General features: G+C 61.0%; 22 protein-coding genes and 1 riboswitch. Of the genes, 17 read left to right on the top strand and 5 right to left on the bottom strand.

All coding sequences use genetic code 11. The features are described 5' to 3' along the window. Positions 1–3: 3 nt before the first annotated feature. A complete protein-coding gene (locus AB5Y92_RS16255; RefSeq protein WP_368227144.1) occupies positions 4–699 on the top strand; it encodes a response regulator in 696 nt (231 codons plus the stop codon). Positions 700–775: 76 nt separating this feature from the next. Here the strand turns inward: AB5Y92_RS16255 and AB5Y92_RS16260 are convergent, their stop codons facing one another. Beyond that, positions 776–1,675, bottom strand: a complete 900-nt coding sequence (locus tag AB5Y92_RS16260; protein ID WP_368227145.1) for a DMT family transporter — start codon at positions 1,673–1,675, stop codon at positions 776–778. A gap of 233 nt (positions 1,676–1,908) precedes the next feature. On the opposite strand from AB5Y92_RS16260, the gene AB5Y92_RS16265 reads away from it, so the two are divergent. Beyond that, positions 1,909–2,694, top strand: a complete 786-nt coding sequence (locus AB5Y92_RS16265; protein WP_368227146.1) for a helix-turn-helix transcriptional regulator — start codon at positions 1,909–1,911, stop codon at positions 2,692–2,694. A gap of 80 nt (positions 2,695–2,774) precedes the next feature. On the opposite strand, the gene AB5Y92_RS16270 is transcribed toward AB5Y92_RS16265, so the two are convergent. Further along, entirely contained in the window at positions 2,775–4,292 is a 1,518-nt protein-coding gene (locus tag AB5Y92_RS16270; protein WP_042079825.1) for an aldehyde dehydrogenase family protein, read from the bottom strand. A 236-nt stretch (positions 4,293–4,528) separates the two neighbouring features. On the opposite strand from AB5Y92_RS16270, the gene AB5Y92_RS16275 reads away from it, so the two are divergent. From AB5Y92_RS16275 to AB5Y92_RS16325, 11 genes are all read left to right on the top strand, one after another. Continuing rightward, complete coding sequence (locus AB5Y92_RS16275) at positions 4,529–6,208, top strand: sigma-54-dependent Fis family transcriptional regulator (protein WP_368227147.1); 1,680 nt, start codon at positions 4,529–4,531, stop codon at positions 6,206–6,208. Between the two features lie 129 nt (positions 6,209–6,337). After that, positions 6,338–6,748, top strand: coding sequence for a VOC family protein (locus AB5Y92_RS16280; RefSeq protein ID WP_058056713.1), 411 nt, complete (start codon positions 6,338–6,340; stop codon positions 6,746–6,748). A gap of 101 nt (positions 6,749–6,849) precedes the next feature. Then, positions 6,850–7,539: a phosphate regulon transcriptional regulator PhoB gene (gene phoB / locus AB5Y92_RS16285; RefSeq protein ID WP_005338414.1), complete on the top strand. Its 690-nt coding sequence runs from the start codon at positions 6,850–6,852 to the stop codon at positions 7,537–7,539. 8 nt (positions 7,540–7,547) lie between these two features. After that, complete coding sequence (gene phoR, locus AB5Y92_RS16290) at positions 7,548–8,843, top strand: phosphate regulon sensor histidine kinase PhoR (protein ID WP_021229135.1); 1,296 nt, start codon at positions 7,548–7,550, stop codon at positions 8,841–8,843. Between the two features lie 178 nt (positions 8,844–9,021). Beyond that, the gene (locus AB5Y92_RS16295) at positions 9,022–9,996 is read left to right on the top strand and encodes a PstS family phosphate ABC transporter substrate-binding protein (protein ID WP_005338411.1); all 975 of its coding nucleotides are present in this window, start codon (positions 9,022–9,024) and stop codon (positions 9,994–9,996) included. 181 nt (positions 9,997–10,177) lie between these two features. Next, positions 10,178–10,984, top strand: a complete 807-nt coding sequence (locus AB5Y92_RS16300; protein WP_100654279.1) for a M48 family metallopeptidase — start codon at positions 10,178–10,180, stop codon at positions 10,982–10,984. After that, positions 10,972–11,478 carry a GNAT family N-acetyltransferase gene (locus AB5Y92_RS16305; RefSeq protein WP_219595268.1) on the top strand — a complete coding sequence of 169 codons (507 nt, stop codon included), beginning with the start codon at positions 10,972–10,974 and terminating at the stop codon, positions 11,476–11,478. Before AB5Y92_RS16300 ends, AB5Y92_RS16305 begins: the two co-directional genes overlap by 13 nt. Before the next feature lie 108 nt (positions 11,479–11,586). Continuing rightward, the gene (locus AB5Y92_RS16310; protein WP_201986918.1) at positions 11,587–12,489 is read left to right on the top strand and encodes an ROK family protein; all 903 of its coding nucleotides are present in this window, start codon (positions 11,587–11,589) and stop codon (positions 12,487–12,489) included. Positions 12,490–12,530: 41 nt separating this feature from the next. Continuing rightward, positions 12,531–13,256 (top strand): copper homeostasis protein CutC, encoded by a 726-nt coding sequence (locus tag AB5Y92_RS16315; RefSeq protein ID WP_106842436.1) that lies wholly within the window; start codon positions 12,531–12,533, stop codon positions 13,254–13,256. Between the two features lie 150 nt (positions 13,257–13,406). Continuing rightward, complete coding sequence (locus AB5Y92_RS16320; protein WP_005338405.1) at positions 13,407–14,018, top strand: FKBP-type peptidyl-prolyl cis-trans isomerase; 612 nt, start codon at positions 13,407–13,409, stop codon at positions 14,016–14,018. Between the two features lie 188 nt (positions 14,019–14,206). Then, positions 14,207–14,521 carry a DUF2845 domain-containing protein gene (locus AB5Y92_RS16325; RefSeq protein WP_005338404.1) on the top strand — a complete coding sequence of 105 codons (315 nt, stop codon included), beginning with the start codon at positions 14,207–14,209 and terminating at the stop codon, positions 14,519–14,521. Between the two features lie 52 nt (positions 14,522–14,573). On the opposite strand, the gene AB5Y92_RS16330 is transcribed toward AB5Y92_RS16325, so the two are convergent. Next, a complete protein-coding gene (locus AB5Y92_RS16330) occupies positions 14,574–14,792 on the bottom strand; it encodes a DUF1107 family protein (RefSeq protein WP_005338403.1) in 219 nt (72 codons plus the stop codon). Positions 14,793–14,995: 203 nt separating this feature from the next. Here AB5Y92_RS16330 and yfcD point away from each other — a divergent pair, with 203 nt between their 5' ends. Further along, positions 14,996–15,478, top strand: a complete 483-nt coding sequence (gene yfcD, locus AB5Y92_RS16335) for an NUDIX hydrolase YfcD (protein WP_047435956.1) — start codon at positions 14,996–14,998, stop codon at positions 15,476–15,478. Between the two features lie 91 nt (positions 15,479–15,569). On the opposite strand, the gene AB5Y92_RS16340 is transcribed toward yfcD, so the two are convergent. After that, positions 15,570–16,496, bottom strand: a complete 927-nt coding sequence (locus AB5Y92_RS16340; protein ID WP_201986916.1) for a phenylacetate--CoA ligase family protein — start codon at positions 16,494–16,496, stop codon at positions 15,570–15,572. Positions 16,497–16,622: 126 nt separating this feature from the next. On the opposite strand from AB5Y92_RS16340, the gene AB5Y92_RS16345 reads away from it, so the two are divergent. Further along, the gene (locus tag AB5Y92_RS16345; RefSeq protein ID WP_368227148.1) at positions 16,623–17,096 is read left to right on the top strand and encodes a peroxiredoxin; all 474 of its coding nucleotides are present in this window, start codon (positions 16,623–16,625) and stop codon (positions 17,094–17,096) included. 126 nt (positions 17,097–17,222) lie between these two features. Continuing rightward, positions 17,223–18,191 carry a calcium/sodium antiporter gene (locus tag AB5Y92_RS16350; protein WP_005343920.1) on the top strand — a complete coding sequence of 323 codons (969 nt, stop codon included), beginning with the start codon at positions 17,223–17,225 and terminating at the stop codon, positions 18,189–18,191. Positions 18,192–18,279: 88 nt separating this feature from the next. Here the strand turns inward: AB5Y92_RS16350 and AB5Y92_RS16355 are convergent, their stop codons facing one another. Next, positions 18,280–19,446: a type III PLP-dependent enzyme gene (locus tag AB5Y92_RS16355; RefSeq protein WP_368227149.1), complete on the bottom strand. Its 1,167-nt coding sequence runs from the start codon at positions 19,444–19,446 to the stop codon at positions 18,280–18,282. A 507-nt stretch (positions 19,447–19,953) separates the two neighbouring features. Further along, positions 19,954–20,069, top strand: a riboswitch (glycine riboswitch). Positions 20,070–20,176: 107 nt separating this feature from the next. On the opposite strand from AB5Y92_RS16355, the gene AB5Y92_RS16360 reads away from it, so the two are divergent. Further along, complete coding sequence (locus tag AB5Y92_RS16360; protein WP_005338391.1) at positions 20,177–21,553, top strand: sodium:alanine symporter family protein; 1,377 nt, start codon at positions 20,177–20,179, stop codon at positions 21,551–21,553. Positions 21,554–21,646 lie beyond the last annotated feature (93 nt).

Raw genomic sequence — 21,646 nt, forward strand, 5'->3', positions numbered from 1 at the left:
GCCATGGACCCAATAATCACGCTTGTTATTGAAGATGACGATCGGATCGGTGCCATCTTGTCAGAACTGGTGGCGGCGACACCCGGTTTCTCCCTGCTGGGGCGGGCCGGCACCCTGGCCCACGCCGATGCCATGATGGCCGGTGTGGTGCCCCAACTACTGCTGGTGGATGTCTCCCTGCCCGATGGCTCCGGCCTTGAGTGGGTGAGCCGCCTGCGCAGCCACAACCGCGAAGCCTATGTCATCATGGTGACCGCCTCGCGGGATGTGGAGACCATCCAGCAGGCTCTCAATCTGGGGGTTCATGACTACGTCATCAAACCATTGCGGCTGTTTCGCATCCAGCAGAGTCTGGATGAGATCCTGCAACTGCACAGCCGTCTGTGTGAGCGGGGTCGGCTGGAGCAGGAAGATCTCGACAAGCTGCTGGGCAAGGGAGGGCGCTCCCAGATCAAGGAGATGCGCGTCACCCCCAAGGGGATCGACAGCATCACCCTGCGTCAGGTGCTGGATCTGCTGGCGGGCGAGCCGGAGAACGTCTTCTCCACCGACACGGTGGCGCTACGACTCTCCCTCAGCCGCACCACGGCGCGCCGCTATCTGGAGTATCTGGAGTCGGAAGATCGGGTGGATGTAGATCTTAACTACGGTCAGCGGGGGCGACCGGAGCGGCGCTACCGCTGGCGCCGGGCCGGTTGAGATGCGCACTGGTGTACATTGCAGAAACAACAAGGGAGCCATGGGCTCCCTTGTTGTTTCCGGACGATGTTGGTTCTCAGGCGGCTTCCCGTTCGGCTACCGGCGCACGCCCCTTCAGCTGGGAGGCCATCACCCCGCCCAGGATCAGCCCGCCACCCAGCAGGTGATAGCCGTGGATTGGCTCGCCCAGGCCGACGACGGCGATCAGCGCCGTACAGAGCGGCATCAGGTTCATAAAGACCGAGGTGCGCTCTGCCCCCATGCAGGCGAGGCCGCGCATCCAGCAGTAAGCCGCCAGCAGGGAGGAGGCGAGCCCGGCGAAGAGCACCAGCCCCCACCCTTCGGCCGGCACCGCCATCGAGTCGGCACTGAGAGCGAGCGGCACCAGCAGCAGTACCGCCAGCAGGATCTGCATGTAGAGGTTGAGCCAGGGGCCAAACGGCAGTTGCCAGCGGCGGATCAAGAGGCCGTAAAGGGCGTAGCTGGCGGAGCCGAGCAACATCATGCCATCCCCCGGGTTGATGCCGTTATGGAGCAGGGCCAGTGGTTCGCCCTTGCCAAGCAGCCAGAGCACGCCGAACAGGGAGAGACTCATGCCGAGCAGTGCCTGTTTGCCGGGACGCTGGCCGAAGAAGAGCGCCCCTTGCAGCAGGGTGAGCAGTGGAATGAGGGAGCCGATCACCCCCATATTGGTGGCCGAAGTGCTGTGAGCAGCGTAGTAAGCGAGGCACTGGTAGAGCACCATACCGAGCGCCGCCAGCACCAGCAGCTTGCCGAGCCAGGGGCGAACCTCGCTACGGCGGCGCCACAGCTGCGGCAGGCAGAAGGGGGTCAGCGCCAGAGCGGCGATCACCCAGCGATAGAAGGAGATAGCCGCGGGGTCGAGCACACTGGCGGCCGCCTTGGACACCACGGTATTGGTAGCCCAGATCAGCACCGCCATCAGCGGAAAGAGAAGAGGGGAAAAGATTCGCATCAGAGGCTCCTTATTAACAGGGGGCCAAGTCTACCCTTGTCTTTATATTATCAAGTAGCGTAAAACAGACAGATGACCCAGCAGAAAAGACAACTCTTTCTGATGCACCTTATTCCGGCCCACACGGGCTGCGTCTGCCCGCAACTGATGGCTGCTTTTGACCTGTGCCGGAGACCGAGCCAACAGGGCGTTGCATCACGCCTGCTCCTCTCTCTCGCTGACAAGGGGCGCTGATGGCCACTCACCACTTTCAGCCGGTAGATGTCGTTCTGCCCGCTCCCAATCCGCTCTATTTCAGTTACCAGCAGATGCTGGCCGACAGCGCGACCGTGCTGCACTCCCACCCCTGGGGCCAGCTCAACATGATCAGCCTGGGGATCATGGAGATAGAGCTGGGGGATCAGCGACTGGTGGCCCCTGCCGACTATCTTATCTGGGTGCCGGCGGATCTCGAGCACACCTCCTACAACGAGCAGACCCTCGACTACACCTCCATCTACGTCAGTCACGAGCTGGCGGCCAAGCTGCCGCCAGAGCCCAGATTGCTGCTGCTCACCCCGCTGATCCGCGCCCTGCTGAGCGACTTTTGCGAACGGCGGGTGAGCCATATGGCGGATGAGTGGGATCAGCGTCAGGCCGAGTTGCTGGTGGAGCGACTGGCGCGCACCCGCTGTCAGGAGAGCTACCTGCCGATGAGTCAGGACAAGCTGCTGGCTCCCATGCTGGCGGCGTTACACAGCGATCCTGCCGATCCCCGAACTCTGGCCCAGTGGGCCGGACAACTGCATACCACAGAGCGCACCCTGGCGCGGCGCTGCCTGCGGGAGTTGGGGATGAGTTTCAGTCAGTGGCGGGCGCGGCTGCGGCTGCTCAAGGCGCTGGCCTGGCTCAAGGGCGACATGCCCATTCAGGAGATCAGCTGGCGGCTCGGTTACGGCTCCACCTCGGCCTTTATCGCCATGTTCAACCGGGAGCTGGGCTGCTCCCCCCAGCGTTATCGCCAGCAGTCAGGCCGATAACAAATCGCCGGACATGTCATCTGATGAAGCAAAACAAGAAGGGCGCCCGCAGGCGCCCTTTCTGATGACATCCGCTTGGGCTAGAAGAAGCCGAGCGGGTTGATGTCGTGGCTCACCAGCAGGTTTTTGGTGTTCTGGTAGTGGTCAAGCATCATCTTGTGGGTCTCGCGGCCGATCCCCGACTTTTTGTAACCGCCAAAGGCGGCGTGTGCCGGGTAGGCGTGGTAGCAGTTGACCCAGACCCGGCCAGCCTGAATGCCACGCCCCATGCGCCAGGCCAGATTGCTGTCGCGGGTCCACAGGCCCGCACCCAACCCGTACTGGGTGTCGTTGGCAATGGCCAGAGCATCCGCCTCGTCCTTGAAGGTGGTGACCCCGAGCGCCGGCCCGAAGATCTCCTCCTGGAACACCCTCATCTTGTTCTGGCCGGAGAAGATGGTGGGCTGGATGTAGAATCCCCCCTCCAGTCCGCTCACCTTGGCCGGGCCGCCGCCGATCAGCATCTTGGCCCCTTCGCCGCGGCCGATCTCCATGTAGCCCAGGATCTTGTCGAACTGCTCGCGGGACGCCTGCGCCCCCACCTGAGTGGCGGTATCGAGGGGGTTGCCCTGAACGATGGTGCGAGCACGGGCCAGCACCCTGTCCATGAAATCGTCATAGATGCTGGCCTGCACCAGCGCGCGGGAGGGACAGGTACACACTTCCCCCTGGTTGAAGAAGGTCATCAGCATCCCTTCTACCGCCTTGTCGATGTAGCTGCTCTCGTGCTGCATCACGTCGGCGAAGTAGATATTGGGGGACTTGCCCCCCAGCTCCACGGTGGAGGGGATCAGCTTGTCGGCTGCGCAGCGCAGGATATGGGCGCCCACTTCGGTCGAACCGGTAAATGCCAGTTTCTGGATCCGGTTGCTGGTGGCCAGCGCCTGACCTGCCTCGGCGCCGAAGCCGTTGACCACGTTGACTACGCCGGGGGGCAGGATGTCCTTGATGAGATCCATCATCAGCATGATGGTGACCGGGGTCTGCTCGGCGGGCTTGAGCACGCTGCAGCAACCCGCCGCTAGCACAGGGGCCAGCTTCCAAGCGGCCATCAGCAGCGGGAAGTTCCACGGGATGATCTGGCCGACCACGCCGATGGGCTCCTTGAAGTGGTAGCTGACGGTGTTCTGATCCAGCTCGGCGGCCGAGCCCTCCTGAGCGCGAATACAGCCTGCGAAGTAGCGGAAGTGATCCACCACCAGCGGCAGGTCTGCCGCCAGGGTTTCGCGCACCGCCTTGCCGTTCTCCCAGGTTTCGGCGATGGCGAGCCGCTCGATGTTCTGCTCGATGCGATCGGCGATGCGCAGCAGCAGGTTGCTGCGTTCGGTGACGCTGGTCTTGCTCCAGCTGGTGAACGCCTTGTGGGCGGCATCCAGCGCCAGTTCGATATCGGCGGCGTCGGAGCGGGCGACCTCGCAGAATACTTTGCCATCCACCGGCGAGATGTTTTCAAAGTAGCGGCCGGCACGAGGAGCCACCCACTCACCGCCAATGAAGTTGTCGTAACGGGACTTGAAGCTGACCAGGGCACCTGCCTGACCGGGAGCGGTATAAATCATCTCATCATCCTTTATGTGTGTGATCCTGACCGGACTGGCTGACAGACCGGTTGCCAGCTGATATCGCAAGGGGCGTGCCAAAGGGTCTGACCAGCAGACAAAAGGTTACAAAAACGTTATCAAATGGTGTGTGGCAGCGTATCTTGGTTAACCAATGACCACGGCTATTGCGATAAAACTGTACCGTTTCTGGACAGCGGCCGAGACAGTCGTGCTGTTTGTGAACAGGAGGCGTGATGAGTGAGTCACTTCAACCCGGTCCCGGTCCGATCCAGCGTTCCTGGCAGCGTTGCCTGCATCAGGGGCTGAGCCGCCAGCAGAGTGCCGATCTGGACTTGCTGCCCCAGGGGGAGCTGTCGGCCCGTCAGGAGCAGCACAGGGCGCTGATCGCCTGCTTCCAGCGCTTTGTGCTGCCGCTGTTTGCCCAGTTACTGGCGGGTCGCCCTTGTCGCCTGTTGTTGTGTGACGGTGAGGGGGCCATTCTGGCCGCCAGCGGTGATGAGGGGTTTGCCCGCCATGCCGAGCGTATCTTTTTGCGCAGTGGCGCCCGCTGGGGTGAGGCGAGCAAGGGCACCAACGCCATCGGTACCGCGCTGGCCGAGCAGAGTGAAGTGCAGGTGCTCGGCAATCAGCACTTCTTCGCCCAGCACAGTTTCCTCAGTTGCAGCGCTTGCCCGTTGCTCGGGCCGGATGGGCAATTGCTCGGGGTGCTCGATATCTCCACCGATGTGGCCCATCACGATGGCGACATGCTGGGCACGGTGCGGCTGCTGGCCATGACCCTCGAAAACGCACTATTGGCGCGTCAGCCGGGCTGGCTGGTGGATCTCGATCCCCAGAGCCTCTGGTCCGCTCGCCTGTTGCTGGGAGAGGAGGGGGAACTGCTCGGCGCCAACCGGGCAGGCCGACTCTGGCTCGGCCAGCACCCTTTCGATGGCAGGCAACTGCTGCGCGAGGGGCGTGGCTTGCGGCTGGTGCCAGCAGCGGACGTGACCTCTTCCTGCACCGCGCTGCCGGGTCACTCAAGCCCGGTGCCACATCCGCAGCAGGTGCCGCTCAAGATGCTGGAGCGCGGCATTTCGCTGCTTATCGAGGGGGAGACCGGCAGCGGTAAAGAGCATCTGGTGCGGGCCCTGCACCGAGCATCGAGTCGGCGGGATCAGCCACTGGTGTGCGTCAACTGTGGCGCGTTGCCAGCAGATCTGGTGGAAGCCGAGCTGTTTGGCTATGTGGGCGGGGCTTTCAGCGGTGCCCGCAGCCAGGGCAGTCAGGGTTATCTGCGTGCAGCCCACGGCGGCATGCTGATGCTCGATGAAATTGGCGAACTGCCGCTGCAGGCTCAAACCCGACTGTTGCGGGTATTGCAGGAGCGCAGCGTGACGCCGGTTGGCAGTCACAAGCCGGAGGCGGTGGATTTCTGGCTGGTCAGTGCCAGCCACCGGGATCTGGCTGCCATGGTGCAGAGTGGCGCATTTCGCGAAGACCTCTATTACCGGATCTGCGGCTGGCGCCAGCAGCTGATGCCGCTGCGCCGTTGGCCTGCCGCTGAGCGTCTGGAGCTGATCCAGCGACTGTTGGCGGAGATGGACCCGACCCTGCGTCTGACCCGCGATGCGGAGCAACAGCTGCTGGCCCATCCGCTGCCCGGCAACGTGCGCCAGCTCAAGCAGACACTGGAAGTGGCCTGTGTGCTGGCAGAGGGGTTGGGTTGGATAGAACCCGCCCACCTGCATCTGCCCAGTGTGGCCACAGAGCCCGGCGCCTTGCCGATGGGGGAGGCGACCAGCTTGCGTGAACAAACCCGGCGGCAGGTACAGCAAACGCTGGCGGCATGCGGCGGCAATGTGAGCGAGGCCGCGCGCCAGCTGGGGATCAGTCGCACCACCCTCTACCGGACGCTGCGCGAAGCCCCTTGAGTGCTCACTCCCCCTCACCGGTCGTTTTCAAGACGCACATGACGGCTGGAGCCCTGCCCATCCAGCCGCTATGATGCGCCCTTGCCGGGGCATTGCGCCCGTTGACTCATCCGTTGAGGATTTTCTGCCATGTCACAACACATAGGGGCGCTGACCCTGCTGGTGGCTGATTACGATCAGGCCATTCGCTTTTTTACCGAGGGACTTGGCTTTGCGCTCCTGGAAGACACTCGGCTCGACGAGCCGGGCAAACCGGGCAAGCGCTGGGTGCGGGTTGCCCCCAAAGGTGCCTCCGGTTCTGCACTGCTGCTGGCGAAAGCGGCCAATGCGCAGCAGCAGGCCGCCATCGGCCAGCAGGGTGGTGGCCGGGTATTTCTGTTCCTCGAGACCACTGATTTCTGGGGGGATTACCAGCGCATGCAGGCGTACGGTGTTCATTTTTGTGAACAGCCTCGTGACGAGCCTTATGGCACCGTGGTGGTGTTTGAGGATATCAGCGGCAACCGGTGGGACTTGTTGCAACGTACTGCTGCCAACTGAATCTGAAAACGTTTATCATCCCGCCTGTCATAAAGTCATAAAAGTGTCACATAAAATTCTAATAATTGGCGCACCCATCTTCACAGAGGAGAGAGAAGGGAATGGCTAAGCGAATTCTGGTGGTCGAGGACGAAGCACCGATCCGCGAAATGCTCTGCTTCGTGTTGGAGCAGAAGGGATATGAGACGATTGAAGCGGAAGATTACGCCGATGGACTGGCGAAGGTGCGCGAACCCTACCCCGAACTCATCGTGCTCGACTGGATGATGCCGGGCGGCAGTGGCATCCAGTTCATCAAGCAGCTCAAGCAGGATGAGGTGACGCGCCAGATCCCGGTGGTGATGCTCACCGCTCGCGGTGAAGAGGAGGACAAGGTGCGTGGTCTGGAGGCCGGTGCCGACGACTACATCACCAAGCCGTTCTCGCCCAAGGAGCTGACCGCTCGCCTCCATGCGGTGATGCGCCGCGTGTCGCCCACCTCGGTAGACGAGGTGATCGAGGTGCAGGGGCTCAAGCTGGATCCCGTCTCCCACCGGGTCAGTGCCGAAGAGAAGGCGCTCGACATGGGGCCGACCGAATTCAAGTTGCTTCACTTCTTTATGACTCACCCCGAGCGGGTCTACAGCCGTGAACAGCTGCTCAATAATGTCTGGGGTACCAATGTGTACGTCGAGGACAGAACCGTGGATGTGCATATTCGTCGCCTGCGCAAGGCGATTGAAGAGACAGGGCACGACAGATTGATCCAGACGGTGCGTGGAGCCGGATACCGCTTCTCAACCCGTCTCTAGAGGCAGTTATGTTGCAACCTTACGCCTGGCGGCGACAGTTGTGGCGAATGGCGTTTTTTTACGCCCCCTTCGCATTGGTTGGCTGGTTGATTGATCATCTTGCCCTCTGCCTGTTGGTGGCGGCCGTGTTGCATCTGGGCTGGCACTATCGCTTCCAGAAGCGGCTCTCTGACTGGCTGTGGCACGACCGCAGCCTGGTGCCCCCCAGCGGCAATGGCAGCTGGGAGTACATCTTCAACGGTATCTACAAGCTGCAGCAGCGTCACCGCGCCCGTCGCCGCGAGCTGGCGGGGCTGATCCGCCGCTTCAGGGAGGGTGCCGAGGCGCTGCCCGATGCCGCCGTGGTATTTCGCACCGATGGCAGCATCCTCTGGTGCAACCGGTTGGCGGAGCAACTGCTCGGTTTTCGCTGGCCGGAGGATGCCGGCCAGCATATCGGCAACCTCATTCGTAATCCTGCCTTTAACGCCTATCTGGGCAAGGGGGCATATGACGAGCCCCTCGAGATGCACTCCCCGGTCAACGAGGAGAAGTTTCTCGAGTTTCGCATCATGCCCTACGCCTCCGATCAGGCGATGCTGGTGGTGCGCGACGTCACCCGTTTGCGCAGTCTCGAGAAGACCCGCAAGCACTTCGTTTCCAACGTCTCTCACGAGCTGCGCACGCCGCTCACCGTGCTCAAAGGCTATCTGGAGATGACCGAGGAGCCGCCCCCGCCCGCCATGTGGGCCAAGGCGCATCGGGTGATGATGGAGCAGACTATCCGCATGGATAATCTGGTCAATCAGCTGCTCACCCTCTCCCGTATCGAGGCGGCCCCGACCGTGGATCTCTCCCACCTGGTGGACATGCCTGCCATGCTGGGGCTGCTGGAGCAGGAGGCGCGGGCGCTCTCGGGCGAACGGGCCCACCAGATTGAATTTGTGGTGCAGCCCAATCTGCTGGTGCGCGGGGATCAGGAGCAGCTGCGCAGTGCCGTCTCCAACTTGGTCTACAACGCCATTCACTACACCCCGGCGGGGCGAAAAATTACCGTGGAGTGGCGCAAGCAGGGGGCGATGGCACTGTTTGCCGTGAGCGATGAAGGGGAGGGGATTGCCCCCGAGCATCTGGCGCGGCTGACCGAGCGGTTCTATCGGGTCGACAAGGCACGCTCGCGCCATACCGGCGGCTCAGGCTTGGGCCTTGCCATCGTCAAGCATGCCCTCAGTCATCACGACTGCCAGCTCGATATCGAGAGCCGGGTCGGCCTTGGCAGCCGCTTCAGCTTTCTCATCCCGAGCCGTATGGTGGTGATTAAATAGTCTTTTATGGCAATGAGTTAGCTGCAAAAAGAGGGCCTTTTAACGGGCCCTCTTTTCATTTGTTCAAATCTGTCGCCATGTCATTAAAGTGTCACATTAAATCCATAAATTTGTCACTGCCAGGTCAGATACTGGCGCCGTCTTAAGAACGGACCTTCTGTAACTTTGGAGAGATTGGATGAAACTCAACAAACTGGCTGGTGTAATCGGATTCACCGCAGCAACCCTGTTTTCTGTCAGCGCCCTGGCTGCCGGTGTGGATAAAGACCTGCCGGATTACACACCGACCAGCGGCATTTCGGGCAACCTGTCCTCTGTCGGCTCGGACACCCTGGCTAACATGATGACCCTGTGGGCCGAAGAATTTAAGCGTTTGTACCCCAACGTCAACGTGCAGATCCAGGCCGCCGGTTCTTCTACCGCCCCGACTGCCCTGACCGAAGGTGTTGCCCAGTTCGGTCCGATGAGCCGTGCCATGAAGGCCGGTGAAGAGGAAGCATTCGAGAAGCGTTACGGCTATAAGCCGACTGCCATCCGCGTTGCCGTCGATGCCCTGGCGGTGTTCGTCAACAAGGACAACCCCATCAAGGGGCTGACCATGCCGCAGATCGACGCCATCTTCTCCAGCACCCTCAAGTGCGGCGAAGCCAAGGCTGCCACCAAGTGGTCTGATCTGGGTCTGGACGGCAACTGGTCCTCTAAGGATCTGCAACTGTTCGGTCGCAACTCCGTATCCGGTACCTACGGTTACTTCAAGGAGCACGCCCTGTGTAACGGCGACTTCAAGAGCGGCGTGAACGAGCAGCCGGGTTCTGCCTCCGTGGTGCAGTCTGTTTCTGCCTCCCTGAATGGCATCGGCTACTCCGGTATCGGTTATGTCACCTCTGGTGTGCGTGCAGTACCGCTCTCCAAAGATGGCAAGACCTTCATCGAAGCGACCTCCGATAACGCCATCACCGGCAAGTATCCGCTGTCACGCTTCCTGTACGTTTACGTGAACAAGCATCCGAACAAGCCGCTCTCCCCGATGGAGCAAGAGTTTGTCAAGATGATGCTCTCCAAAGCAGGCCAGAACATCGTAGCCAAAGATGGCTACGTACCGGTGCCGGCCAAGGTGGTACAGGCTGACCTGAAAAAGCTGGGTATCATGTAACTGCCTGCAGTCAGCATGCCCTGATAAAACGAGCCCCAAGCGGGCTCGTTTTGTTTTTGTCGGCTGTCAGTTTTGTTAATAGCGCTGGATGGATATTTTTCCACCAGCCGGGGGCTGGCTCCCTTGCTTAGCAGGGCGGCATTTCCGAGAATAGGGCAACGTTATGGCAAAGGATCCCTTCATGATTGCGTCCCTCACCAAGTTTGGCATGGTAGCCCTCTGTAGTTCCCTGCTGGTCGCCTGCGCCCAGTCGCCGACCGGCCGCAGCCAGATGCTGCTCTACTCTCCCCAGCAGATGAACCAGCTGGGCGCCGACTCCTTCGAGCAGATGAAGAAGCAGGAGAAGGTGAGCAAGGATGCCAAACTCAACGCCTATGTCTCCTGTGTCGCCAAGGCGGTGACCGCCCAGGTGCCGGCCAGCTATGGCATCACCAACTGGGAAGTGGTGGTGTTTGACTCCAAACAGGTCAACGCCTTCGCCCTGCCCGGCGGCAAGATCGGGGTCTACAGCGGCCTGCTCAAGGTTGCCAAGAATCAGGATCAGCTGGCGACCGTCATCGGCCACGAGCTGACTCACGTATTGGCCCAACACTCCAACGAACGACTCTCGCGCAGCCAGCTGGCGGGGATCGGTCTGGCGGCTGCGGACATCGCCATGGGCACCAGCGAGTATCGCGGCGCCACCATGGCCGCCCTTGGCCTCGGGGTCGAGGTGGGGGTGATGTTGCCCTATGGCCGTACTCAGGAGAGCGAAGCGGATCGGCTGGGGCTTGAGCTGATGGCGCGCGCCGGGTTCAATCCGGCCGAGGCGATCCCCCTGTGGCAAAACATGAGTGCCGCCGCTGGTGGCAACTCCCCGCCGCAACTGCTCTCCACCCACCCGAGCAACGAGAACCGGATCGCCGAGTTGCAGGCGCAACAGGCGCAAGTGTTGCCGCTCTATGAGCAGGCCCGCGCCAACGGTCTGGTGCCCCAATGCAAGGCATAAGCCTGCGCATGGCGCGCAGCGACGATGCCGCCGCCATGACGGTGATGCAACGAGCCAGCTGGCTCGCTGCCTATGGCAAGGTGCTCGGTGCCGACCTGCTGGAGCAGCTGGACGTCACCGCCCATCTGCAGATCTGGCAGAGCCGTCTGGCCGAGCCGGGCCCAAGGCCCATGCTGCTTTGTCTCGATGAGGTGGTGATTGGCCTGCTCTACTGGCAACCACAGCAGGAAGCGGGGCAGAGTCATGCCCTGATCCGCGCTTTTTACCTCCATCCCGACCACTGGCGACAAGGCTATGGTAAACGGCTGTGGCAGGCGGTGGCGATGCAGATGCGCCGTGCCGGTTGCCATAGCGTCAAATTGTGGCTGCTCGATGGCAACCACATCGGCGAGGGGTTCTACCTGCGCCGCGGCTTCGTCTTTGACGGCGAGGAGCGCACCCTGATAAGCCTCGGGCTGCCCTGCCTGCAGCGACAAATGAGCCGTTTGCTCTGATCACCCTCCCGTTTTTCGCCCTCGGTCACTTTATTTTTTTTGCGAATTAATACAATGTGCCCCTTGGAACAGAGTTGGATAAACACGGGCTGACAAGGGAGTGCTGGCATGTATTACGGCTTTGATATCGGTGGCACCAAGATCGCCTTTGCGGTCTATGACGGAGCATTGAACCTCTGCCACGAGGAGCGCATGAGCACCCCGGGCAACGATTATGAGGGGTTGCAGCAGCTGATCCGCTCCCGGGTCGAGCTGGCGGATGCCCGCTTCGGGGCTCGGGGCTCGGTCGGCATCGGTTTCCCCGGTGTCATCAATAGCCAGGATCACAGCATAGTGGCGGCCAATCTGCCCTCCATCAATGGTCGCCATCTGGGCGCAGATCTGGCCGAACTGCTGGAGCGGCCGGTCAAGGTGGATAACGACGCCAACTGCTTCCTCTGGTCCGAAGTGCATCAAGGGGCAGCCGACGGCGCAGGCAGTGCGCTCGGTGTCACCATCGGTACCGGCATCGGCGGCGCTGTTTATCTGGCGGGCAAGCTTATTCAGGGGCGCAACTGGCTGGCTGGCGAGATTGGTCACTACCCCTTGCCCGCGACCATGCTGATGAAGTACCCCGAGTTGCCCCGTCCCCGTTGCGGTTGCGGCCGTCTGGTCTGTTTTGAAACCTATGCCTCCGGCACCGGTCTGGAGCGTCTCTATCATCATTTCCATGGCCAGCGCGCCACGGGTCACCAGATTGTGGGACGCTTCGAGGCCCATGAACCCCATGCGGTCGAGACGGTCGACTGCTGGTTGGAGATCATGGCCGCCGGGCTTGCCACCGCCATTTCGGTGATTGATCCCGAGGTGGTGGTGTTGGGGGGCGGCCTGAGCGGCCTGCCCGCCCTCTATGAACAGCTGCCGCTGCGTCTGCCCGGTCACTTGCTGCCCGGGGTCGCCCTGCCCGAGATCCGCCAGGCCCGCTTCGGCGGTGCCGGTGGTGTGCGCGGCGCAGCCTTGCTCAATCTATGAGATCAGATGTGGGGTCTGATCTCCCCGAAAAAGGAGTCCTCATGACCCGTCTTGAAATCTGTATCGACAACCTGGAATCCCTGTTTACTGCCCAGCAATCCGGGGCGGATCGCATCGAGCTCTGCTCTGCGCTGGGTCTGGGTGGCCTGACCCCCTCCTACGGCTTTATGCAGCTGGCAGCCCGCCACGCCAGCGTGCCGGTTTATGCCATGATCCGCCCGCGTGCCGGGGATTTTTGCTTCAACGACGGCGAGTTCGAGATGATGCTGCAAGATATCGCGGCCGCACGCGCTGCGGGGCTGCAAGGGGTGGTGGTCGGTTTGCTGGATGAGGAGGGGCGGGTGCCTGCCGCCAAACTCAAACAGCTGGTGGATGCTGCAGGACCGTTGGGGGTCACCTTCCATCGCGCCATCGACCTCTCTTCCGACTGGCGTCTCGATCTGGAGACCATAGTCGCTGCCGGTTGCGAGCGCATTCTGAGCTCGGGCCATGCGCCGACCGCGTTGGCGGGGCTGGAAACCCTGCAGGAGATGCAACAAGCGCTGGCGGGGCGTGCCAGCCTGATGCCGGGGGCCGGGGTCAATGCCGACAACGTGCGTACCATCATCGAGTTCACCGGAGTGAGCGAAGTGCATATGTCCGGCATGGGCTGGCGCGGTGGCATGGTGCCGCACGGAGTGAATATGGGCACTTCGGATGATGGTCGGGTCAATATCACCGATGGCGCCAAGGTGGCTGCGGTCAGAGCCTTGCTGGATCGCGGTTAAGCAGATCGCCGCCGTTGGGCGGCGTTCATCCGCATCTTGTGTGAAGTTCCTCCCACTGACGGGGAAATCAGGGGCGCCCCCGGCAGCACCCCGGCCAAAAGTCTGATATTATCCCGCCTCTTTACTACATGGATCTGGAGCAACATCTCAATGTCCCAATACGACTCTATCGAACAGAAGGCCAGCTATGGCATCGGCCGCAACATGGGTGATCAGCTGGCGCAGCAAGCCTTCGCCGGTCTGGATATCCCGGCCCTGCAACAAGGTCTGGCAGATGCCCTGAATGGTCTGGAGTTCGCGGTCAGCCGTGACGATATCAATGATGCCTTCCAGGTGATCACTGCGCGTATGCAAGAAGAGCAGGAAGCCGCCGCCAAGGCCGCCGCTGCTGACGGCGAAGCCTTCCTGGCTGATAACGCCAAGCGCGCTGAAGTGAAGGTGACCGACTCCGGTCTGCAGTACGAAGTGCTGGTAGAAGGCAACGGTGCCGTTCCGGTAGCCGGTCAGTCCGTGCGTGTGCACTACCACGGTACCTTCACCCACGGTGGCGTATTCGACAGCTCCGTTGCTCGCGGCCAGCCGGCTGAATTCCCGGTGACCGGCGTGATCGCTGGCTGGGTTGAAGCGCTGCAGCTGATGCCGGTTGGTTCCAAGTGGAAGCTATACATCCCCCACGATCTGGCCTACGGTGCCCGTGGTGCGGGCTCCATCCCGCCTTACTCTGCACTGGTATTTGAAGTCGAGCTGCTGGACATCCTGTGATCCTGCTGGCTTGATGCAAACGGCGACCCTCGGGTCGCCGTTTGTTTTTGGGCTATGTGATAGACAGCATTTGTCGCGACCAGCGGGCTGGAGAGCAGAAAAGGGCGGCACTTTTGCGTTTTTTACTGGTTTTTTCAGAAACGGGAACAGGCATACTGCGACTCATTAGAGAGGATAAGGAGAACCCGATGAGCAAGAAGATGAAGAAAGTAGCGGGGCTTGCTCTGTTGCTGCTGAGCATTCCGGCCAGTGCCGACGCCATGCGTTGCAAGAACGCCCTGATCACCGAGGGAGACACCACCGCCGAGATGCTGCTCAAGTGCGGTGAGCCGATGTTGCGTGAAGAGCTCAACCGCAACGAGGAGAACCAGTTTGGCAACATGGTGCAGGTCAAATATGGTGAGCGCTGGACTTACAACTTCGGCAAGAACGAGTTCATGCGCTTTGTGACGGTGCGCAACGGCATCATTACCGATATCGAAAACGGCCCGCGCGGCCAGTAGCCGGCGGGCAAAGCATGGATGCACAACAGACAGTAGGGCAAGACCCTTTGACTCACATGTCCGGCAAGGGGTCGCGGTGACCAAGTTGTCTGACAGCCAGATTGATCTGGCGAGCCAGTCTTAGCCGCTGGCGGCAGGTCAGGCCATGGAGGCTGATCCTGCCCGCGTTGAATTCAAATGTCCCCAGCGACTCGATGGCAAAATAGCCTCGATGAAAGCTCTTGATGTAGCGAGCGATCTGCCGTGGGGATAACTGCTTGAATACCTTCATCACACGGTTCCCTGATTGCCTGGACAGGGCACACTATGGTGTCGGTCGATGACACTGATATGACGGTTTATAAAGATTTGCATGAATCCTTATTTTGCCAGTGAGCTCGGCAAATTGACGGTATCATCGAAAAAGTTGTGCCATGGCAAACCACCGCACCGATATACTGCGGGCTTGAATGGAACAAATAAAAGGGCCTGTGCGTGGAATGGGTTGATGTGGTGGACGAGGATAACCGGGTGATTGGCGTGGCCGAGCGAGCCAAGGTGCGGCGAGAGAATCTCTGCCATCGCGCCAGCTATATTCTGGTGCTCGACGACGCGGATCGGATCCTGGTGCAGCGGCGCACCCTCAGCAAGGATTTCTGCCCCGGCATGCTGGATGCCTGCGCCGGTGGCGTGGTCACCACCGGTGAGGAGATGGAGCGCTCCGCCCGGCGCGAGCTGGCCGAAGAGCTGGGGATTATGGATGTTCCCCTGCAGGGCTTTGGCAGCTTTTATGCGGAAGGGGAGGGCTACCGGGTCTGGGGTGGCCTCTTCAGTTGCCGTTATCAGGGGCCGCTGCAGTTGCAGGCCGAAGAGGTGAGCGCGGTACACTGGATGAGCCTGGCCGAGATTGCCGAGCGCGCCAGCGAATTTACCCCCGATTCCCTGCTCGCCATCGCCACCTGGCAGGCAAGGCGCTAACGTCTCTCTTTAGATATTTTCTTTTCCAGTTCAGAGACAAGACGGGCAGCCTGATGGCTGCCCGTCTGCCTTTGTGCATTTACTGGGTCTGCTACACCAGCTTGAGGCGTCGGTTGGTGCGCCCGCAAGCGCTCGGCTTGGCGAGCCAGTGCCCCTGCCAGTCGGTGGCCAGACGCAGTAGGGGATACTCGAGATCGAGTCGGGTCACCACCAGCTGGCCTGTTTCATCGCCACTCACGGGATTGCCGCTGGCGGGATCGATGATCTCGACGATGCAGCTCTCGTTGACGATAAAGCCCTGACCGGGCTGACTCTCGTAGGCCACCACCCCCACATCCTGCCACACCAGACAGTTGAGGGCCGCAATGCCGTGAATGGCACGCAGCGGCGCGGTTTCGGGATGGGTGGCTTCGCACAATAGGGCACGGCGCAGCGAATCGCTCGGGATCTCCGCCGCTTCGGCCGCTTCCAGCAGGTCGAGCAGGGTCACCAGCGGGCCGACATAGCCGGTGGGTTGATAGCGCAGCAGTGCCTCCAGCTGGCGCTGGGTATCGTGGGGCCCGCAGGGTACCACGGGAGCCCCCAGCTGGCGGGCGCCGTTATCGAAGATAAAGGCGGTGGGGCCAGCATGATAGTCGTGGCCGTTGAGCATCACTTCCCCCGCCTTGAAACCGGCGGCAAACAGTGCTCGGGCGGCGCCCCACCAGTCAGCTCCCGCATATTCGGGGATGGCCAGCTGGCCCGGACAGGAGAAGACCCGCAGCGCTTGACTGGCGGGGCGGCCGGTGAGACCGGCAAAGGGGGGATGAGCCTGCTGGGCGGCAAAGAGCTCTTTGCTGTCGAGCAGTGGCAGGGTGGCCAGCTCTGCCAGATCCTCGAGGCGGCACTGGCGATAGGCGCTGGAGTAACCGGCGCAATATTGGCTGACATGGGTAAGCTGATGATTGAGCTGGTCCAGTTGCTGTTGTTCGCGCATGGCGGAGGGACGAATTTCCAGACCATCGTAATAGTGCTGCATGAGGCTTCCTTGGTCGGCTGATCCTGCTCAAGGTTAGTTCAAATGATCCCGGCAAAGGGAGGTCTGTGTCACAGCTCGGCAGTGGGGTAGACTGGGGCCTCCTCCCTCCACTTAAGGACGAGCACAATGATTGCGATGGGTCAGACTCTGCCTTCGGGCGAATTTACCTTTATCACCGCCGAGGGCAAGCAGCTGCGGGATAGCCAGACGCTGTTCGCCGGTAAAAAAGTAGTGCTGTTTGCCGTGCCCGGCGCCTTTACTCCCACCTGCTCCAATGCCCACCTGCCCGGTTATGTGGTGCTGGCCGATCAGTTTATGGCCAAAGGGGTGGATGCCATCTGCTGTCTGTCGGTCAACGATGCTTTCGTGATGCGGGCCTGGCAGACGGCCCAGAATGCCGAGGCGATCACCATGCTGGCGGATGGCGACGGCAGCTGGACCCGGGCGTTGGGTCTGGCCAAGGATACCGGCGCCTTTGGAGGTATCCGCGCCCAGCGCTTTGCGTTGATCGCCAACGATGGCGTGGTCGAGCAGCTGTTTGTGGAGGCACCGGGCAAGTTCGAGGTCTCCGATGCCGCGAGCATGCTGGCTGCACTGTGAAATGTTAATCACGGTTTGATTTCCCCTTGAAATGGGAGGTGGCACAGCTACACTGGCGCCACTTTCCCATGGTGCCTGCCCGTTTGGGCTGGCGCTTCGTTGCTGATAACAAGAGATGAAGATCCTATGACTCTGGCTTTTGTTGCCCTGATTGCCGGACTGGCGCTGCTGGTCTGGAGTGCAGACAAGTTTGTCGATGGCGCTGCCGCCACCGCCCGTTATGCGGGGATGCCGCCGCTGCTGATCGGCATGGTGATCATCGGTTTTGGTACCTCGGCCCCGGAGATGGTGGTCTCGGCGCTGGCGGCGTCACAGGGCAATCCCGGGTTGGCGCTCGGTAATGCCTATGGCTCCAACATCACCAATATCGCGCTGATCCTGGGTCTGACGGCACTGATCAGTCCTATCGCGGTGGCCTCTCAGGTAGTGCGCAAGGAGATCCCCATTCTGCTCGGTATTACCCTGCTCTCCGGCGCCCTGCTGATCGATGGTCATCTGGGCCGGATGGATGCGGTCATTCTGGGGGCTGTCTTCGTTGCCCTGATGGGCTGGTCCATCTGGGCTGGCATGAATGGCAAGGGAGATGCGCTGGATACCGAGACCGCCGAGGATATCGAGAGCGAGGGGATGTCCCTCAAGAGCGCTATCTTCTGGCTGGTGGTCGGGCTGGTGCTGCTGATCGGCGCTTCCCGTCTGCTGGTCTGGGGGGCGGTGACCATCGCACAGGCACTTGGTATCAGCGATCTGGTGATTGGTCTCACCATAGTCGCGGTGGGAACCTCCCTGCCGGAACTGGCCTCGTCGTTGATCGCCATTCGCAAGAACGAGCATGATCTGGCCCTTGGCAACGTACTGGGCTCCAACCTGTTCAACACCCTGGCGGTGGTGGGGATCGCGGCGGGTATTCATCCGTTGGATGTGGCGCCGGAAGTGCTCACCCGTGACTGGAGCATCATGATGGGGCTGACCCTGCTGCTGCTGGTGATGTGTCTGGGCCGCAAGGGGCAGGGCCGCATCAACCGGCTGGAGGGGGGCGTGCTGCTCACCTGCTTCGTCGCCTACACCGGCTGGCTGCTGACCAGTCAGTTTATCTGATAGGTGTTGGTGAAATGAGAGAGGGGGAAGCTCAAGCTTCCCCCTCTTGTTTTTGCCCAGTGAACCTGTTGGCGAGCGAGCGGTGTGCTCAGGCTACTGCCACCAGCTTCTGCCCCTTCTGACTGCTGTCCAGAATGAGGATGCTGGCCTTGGGGAAGAAGTTGAAGGTGGAGGCGGAGGCCCAGGTGTAGGCGCCCATCACCTTGCCAACCACCAACTCGCCGATAGCCAGGTCCGGCAGCATGATGTCATCGCGTATCACATCCACGCTGTCGCAGGTCGGGCCGGAGAGCACCGAATTGTGCTGCTCGCCACTGGCATAAGGCGTGCTCACCGGATAGGTGACGTGGTCATAGAGCTGACCGTTGTAGCTGCCGTAGAGACCGTCATCCAGGTAATACCAGATCTTGTCGCCGCGGTGGGCCTTGCCCATCACGCTTGATACCGAAGTCATGGCCGGCGCGCTGATAAAGCGGCCCGGTTCGGCAATCTTCTGCACGGTAGCTGGCAACTTGGCCAGCGCTTCGCGGATCGGCGCGCAGAAGCCGTCGATATCGAACTCGCCCCCCTCATAATCCACCGGGAAACCGCCGCCGATATCCAGCACCCAGGGCTTGAGCCCGAGCGCCCAGGCCTGCTCCATGATCTCGCGGCAGGCGTCGATGGCCTGCACATGGCGATGGGCATGAGGCACTTGCGAGCCGACGTGGAACGACAGCCCCATCACCTTGATCCCCTTGGCGTGGGCCAGTTGCAGCAGCGGCAGCGCCTGCTCCGGAGTGCAGCCGAACTTCTTGGAGAGATCGACCTTGGTCTCGGGGTTGGGGAAGCTGACCCGCAGCAGCAGTTTCACTTCGTCCTTGTAGGGAATGAACTTTTCCAGCTCCAGTGGGTTGTCGTAGACAAACACGGTGCAGCCGAACTCCAGCGCATAACGGATATCGCTGTCGCGCTTGATGGGATGGGTATGAATGCAACGTCCCGGGCGAACTCCCTGACTGCGCACCAGATCCACTTCGCCATTGGTGGCCAGATCGAAACAGGCCCCCTCTTCCTTCAAGACAGAGACCACCGCCTCATGGGGCAGGGGTTTGAGTGCATAGTGCAATCGTACATCGTGCAGGGCGGCGGCCAGGGCCCGATACTGTTTGCGGACGGCTGCCTTGTCGAGCAGCAGCAGGGGGGAACCGAATTGTTCAACCAGCTGACGGTAATCTTGTGCGACCACATCTTTTGCAACCAGGGTCTCGTTCATTCTCTTTTGGTCATCCTTAGGGGGCGTGATATGCCCAAGCCATATGCGATTGAACCGGCGACGGCCGGGTCAGGCGAGCGGTCCGGTGGGACCAACCGAACACAGTGCATAAATTGATAACAAAGTGCTTGGTTATGCAGCGGATTATCGGCTTATTGATTCTGTGTGCAAGCATTTTGATTGGATATGTCGGCAAGATTTTCTTGGCGAAACGAGAGGGATCACTGTTCTCTATCCGCCATTTTTCCCGTTTGGGCCACATTTGATCCGTGAGAGCCTAACTTGTTGATAGTTAACTAACATTTAACATTCTTGCCGCGGTTCTGGCGGTCACTAAAAAAATATAAATGGGGGCGGCCAAGTGCGAGACAGCTCACATTTTTTGGATTAACATGCCGACTTCCTAATCCAAACTAGTTCGGATGAAGGTAGCAGGAGAGCGATGGGCAACCATCCACCGAAGAAGTGAATCTTTCAGGTACCGGGCAACCGGTGTGGACTGCTACTGGACGATACTCTGGAGAGACCCGTTAAATCGGGCGCCGAAGGAGCAAGGCACCACGACTACCCGCAAGGGCAGGCTGGCGCCGGAAACTCTCAGGCAAAAGGACAGAGGGGATGGGATGGTTGTACCTGGGCTTGGCCCGCATCCGATCGCCTCTGGCCGATCGCGACACCTATGGGAAGATCATCCTTCTCCTCCTTAATTTCTGTTTCTTAAGGAGGATGCATGTCATCAATTCAATCGGCGTTAACCGCCATCGATAGCTTTATCTGGGGCCCGCCCCTGCTGATCCTGCTGGTCGGGACCGGTATCTATCTCACCCTGCGTCTGGGTCTGCTTCAGGTCGTGCGCTTGCCGCTCGCTCTGAGGCTGGTTTTTGGTCGCGATCAGGGGCAGGGCAAGCAGGGGGATGTCTCCAGCTTCGGCGCCCTCTGTACCGCACTCTCTGCCACCATCGGCACCGGCAATATCGTCGGGGTGGCCACCGCCATCAAGCTGGGGGGCCCGGGTGCCTTGTTCTGGATGTGGATGGCGGCGCTGTTCGGCATGGCCACCAAGTATGCCGAGTGCCTGCTGGCGGTCAAATACCGCGAGCAGGATGCCAACGGCCAGATGGCTGGCGGCCCCATGTACTATCTGGAGAAGGGGCTCGGTTCCAAACCGCTCGCCAAGCTGTTTGCCCTGTTCGGCATCGGTGTCGCCTTCTTCGGCATCGGTACGTTCCCGCAGGTCAATGCCATCTCCGACGCCATGAGCCTCTCCTTCTCGGTGCCCCGTGAAGCGACCGCCGTGGTGCTGACCCTGATCGTGGCGCTGGTGACTCTGGGGGGGATCAAGTCCATCTCCAGCGTGTCGAGCAAGGTGGTGCCCTTCATGGCCATCTTCTACATCGTCGCCTGTCTGGGCGTGCTGGTGAACAACGCCAGCGCCCTGCCCGATGCCGTCATGCTGGTTATCGAGAGTGCCTTCACCGGCCATGCGGCGACCGGCGGCTTCGTCGGTGCCAGCATCATGCTGGCAATCCAGTCCGGGGTCGCGCGCGGGGTCTTCTCCAACGAGTCAGGTCTGGGCTCTGCGCCCATCGCGGCGGCGGCAGCCAAGACCGATTCGTGCGTGGAGCAGGGGCTGGTCTCCATGACAGGTACCTTCATCGACACCATCATCATCTGCACCATGACCGGCCTGACACTGGTGGTCACAGGCGTGTGGAGCGGCGATGCAAGCGGCGCGGCTATGACCAGTCTGGCCTTTGCCCAAGGGCTCGATGCTCATGTCGGCCAGTATCTGGTGAGCATTGGCCTCCTGTTCTTCGCCTTTACCACCATCCTTGGCTGGAACTACTACGGCGAGCGCTGCACCGAATACCTGTTCGGGGTGAAGGCGATCAAGCCCTATCGTCTGGTCTATCTGGCGCTGGTTGCGAGCGGAGCTTTCCTCCATCTGGACATGATTTGGCTCCTGGCCGATATCGTTAACGGCCTGATGGCGGTGCCCAACCTCATCGGCCTCATCGGTCTGCGCCATGTGGTGATCGCCGAGACCCGCGCCTACTTTAGCCGGGATCTGGATAGCGAAGCCGAGCCGGAGCCGCAGACGGCTTGAGCGCCTCAGCCCGTTTCACGCTCCCCTTGAAAAGAACAAGCCACGACTCCGGTCGTGGCTTTTTTGTGCCTGCGCTATCTCCATCGACGGGCG

The sequence above is a fragment of the Aeromonas sp. R1-1 genome (assembly GCF_040908495.1).
Lineage (GTDB): Bacteria > Pseudomonadota > Gammaproteobacteria > Enterobacterales > Aeromonadaceae > Aeromonas > Aeromonas veronii.

Coding starts and splice junctions, on each gene's coding strand:
- AB5Y92_RS16270 (WP_042079825.1), bottom strand. CDS start 4,292: ATGATTTATACCGCTCCCGGTCAGGCAGGTGCCCTGGTCAGCTTCAAG.
- AB5Y92_RS16315 (WP_106842436.1), top strand. CDS start 12,531: ATGACCCGTCTTGAAATCTGTATCGACAACCTGGAATCCCTGTTTACT.
- AB5Y92_RS16320 (WP_005338405.1), top strand. CDS start 13,407: ATGTCCCAATACGACTCTATCGAACAGAAGGCCAGCTATGGCATCGGC.
- AB5Y92_RS16345 (WP_368227148.1), top strand. CDS start 16,623: ATGATTGCGATGGGTCAGACTCTGCCTTCGGGCGAATTTACCTTTATC.
- phoB (WP_005338414.1), top strand. CDS start 6,850: ATGGCTAAGCGAATTCTGGTGGTCGAGGACGAAGCACCGATCCGCGAA.
- AB5Y92_RS16265 (WP_368227146.1), top strand. CDS start 1,909: ATGGCCACTCACCACTTTCAGCCGGTAGATGTCGTTCTGCCCGCTCCC.
- AB5Y92_RS16330 (WP_005338403.1), bottom strand. CDS start 14,792: ATGAAGGTATTCAAGCAGTTATCCCCACGGCAGATCGCTCGCTACATC.
- AB5Y92_RS16280 (WP_058056713.1), top strand. CDS start 6,338: ATGTCACAACACATAGGGGCGCTGACCCTGCTGGTGGCTGATTACGAT.
- AB5Y92_RS16325 (WP_005338404.1), top strand. CDS start 14,207: ATGAGCAAGAAGATGAAGAAAGTAGCGGGGCTTGCTCTGTTGCTGCTG.
- AB5Y92_RS16310 (WP_201986918.1), top strand. CDS start 11,587: ATGTATTACGGCTTTGATATCGGTGGCACCAAGATCGCCTTTGCGGTC.
- AB5Y92_RS16260 (WP_368227145.1), bottom strand. CDS start 1,675: ATGCGAATCTTTTCCCCTCTTCTCTTTCCGCTGATGGCGGTGCTGATC.
- AB5Y92_RS16300 (WP_100654279.1), top strand. CDS start 10,178: ATGATTGCGTCCCTCACCAAGTTTGGCATGGTAGCCCTCTGTAGTTCC.
- AB5Y92_RS16355 (WP_368227149.1), bottom strand. CDS start 19,446: ATGAACGAGACCCTGGTTGCAAAAGATGTGGTCGCACAAGATTACCGT.
- AB5Y92_RS16305 (WP_219595268.1), top strand. CDS start 10,972: ATGCAAGGCATAAGCCTGCGCATGGCGCGCAGCGACGATGCCGCCGCC.
- AB5Y92_RS16255 (WP_368227144.1), top strand. CDS start 4: ATGGACCCAATAATCACGCTTGTTATTGAAGATGACGATCGGATCGGT.
- AB5Y92_RS16360 (WP_005338391.1), top strand. CDS start 20,177: ATGTCATCAATTCAATCGGCGTTAACCGCCATCGATAGCTTTATCTGG.
- AB5Y92_RS16340 (WP_201986916.1), bottom strand. CDS start 16,496: ATGCAGCACTATTACGATGGTCTGGAAATTCGTCCCTCCGCCATGCGC.
- AB5Y92_RS16295 (WP_005338411.1), top strand. CDS start 9,022: ATGAAACTCAACAAACTGGCTGGTGTAATCGGATTCACCGCAGCAACC.
- AB5Y92_RS16350 (WP_005343920.1), top strand. CDS start 17,223: ATGACTCTGGCTTTTGTTGCCCTGATTGCCGGACTGGCGCTGCTGGTC.
- phoR (WP_021229135.1), top strand. CDS start 7,548: ATGTTGCAACCTTACGCCTGGCGGCGACAGTTGTGGCGAATGGCGTTT.
- AB5Y92_RS16275 (WP_368227147.1), top strand. CDS start 4,529: ATGAGTGAGTCACTTCAACCCGGTCCCGGTCCGATCCAGCGTTCCTGG.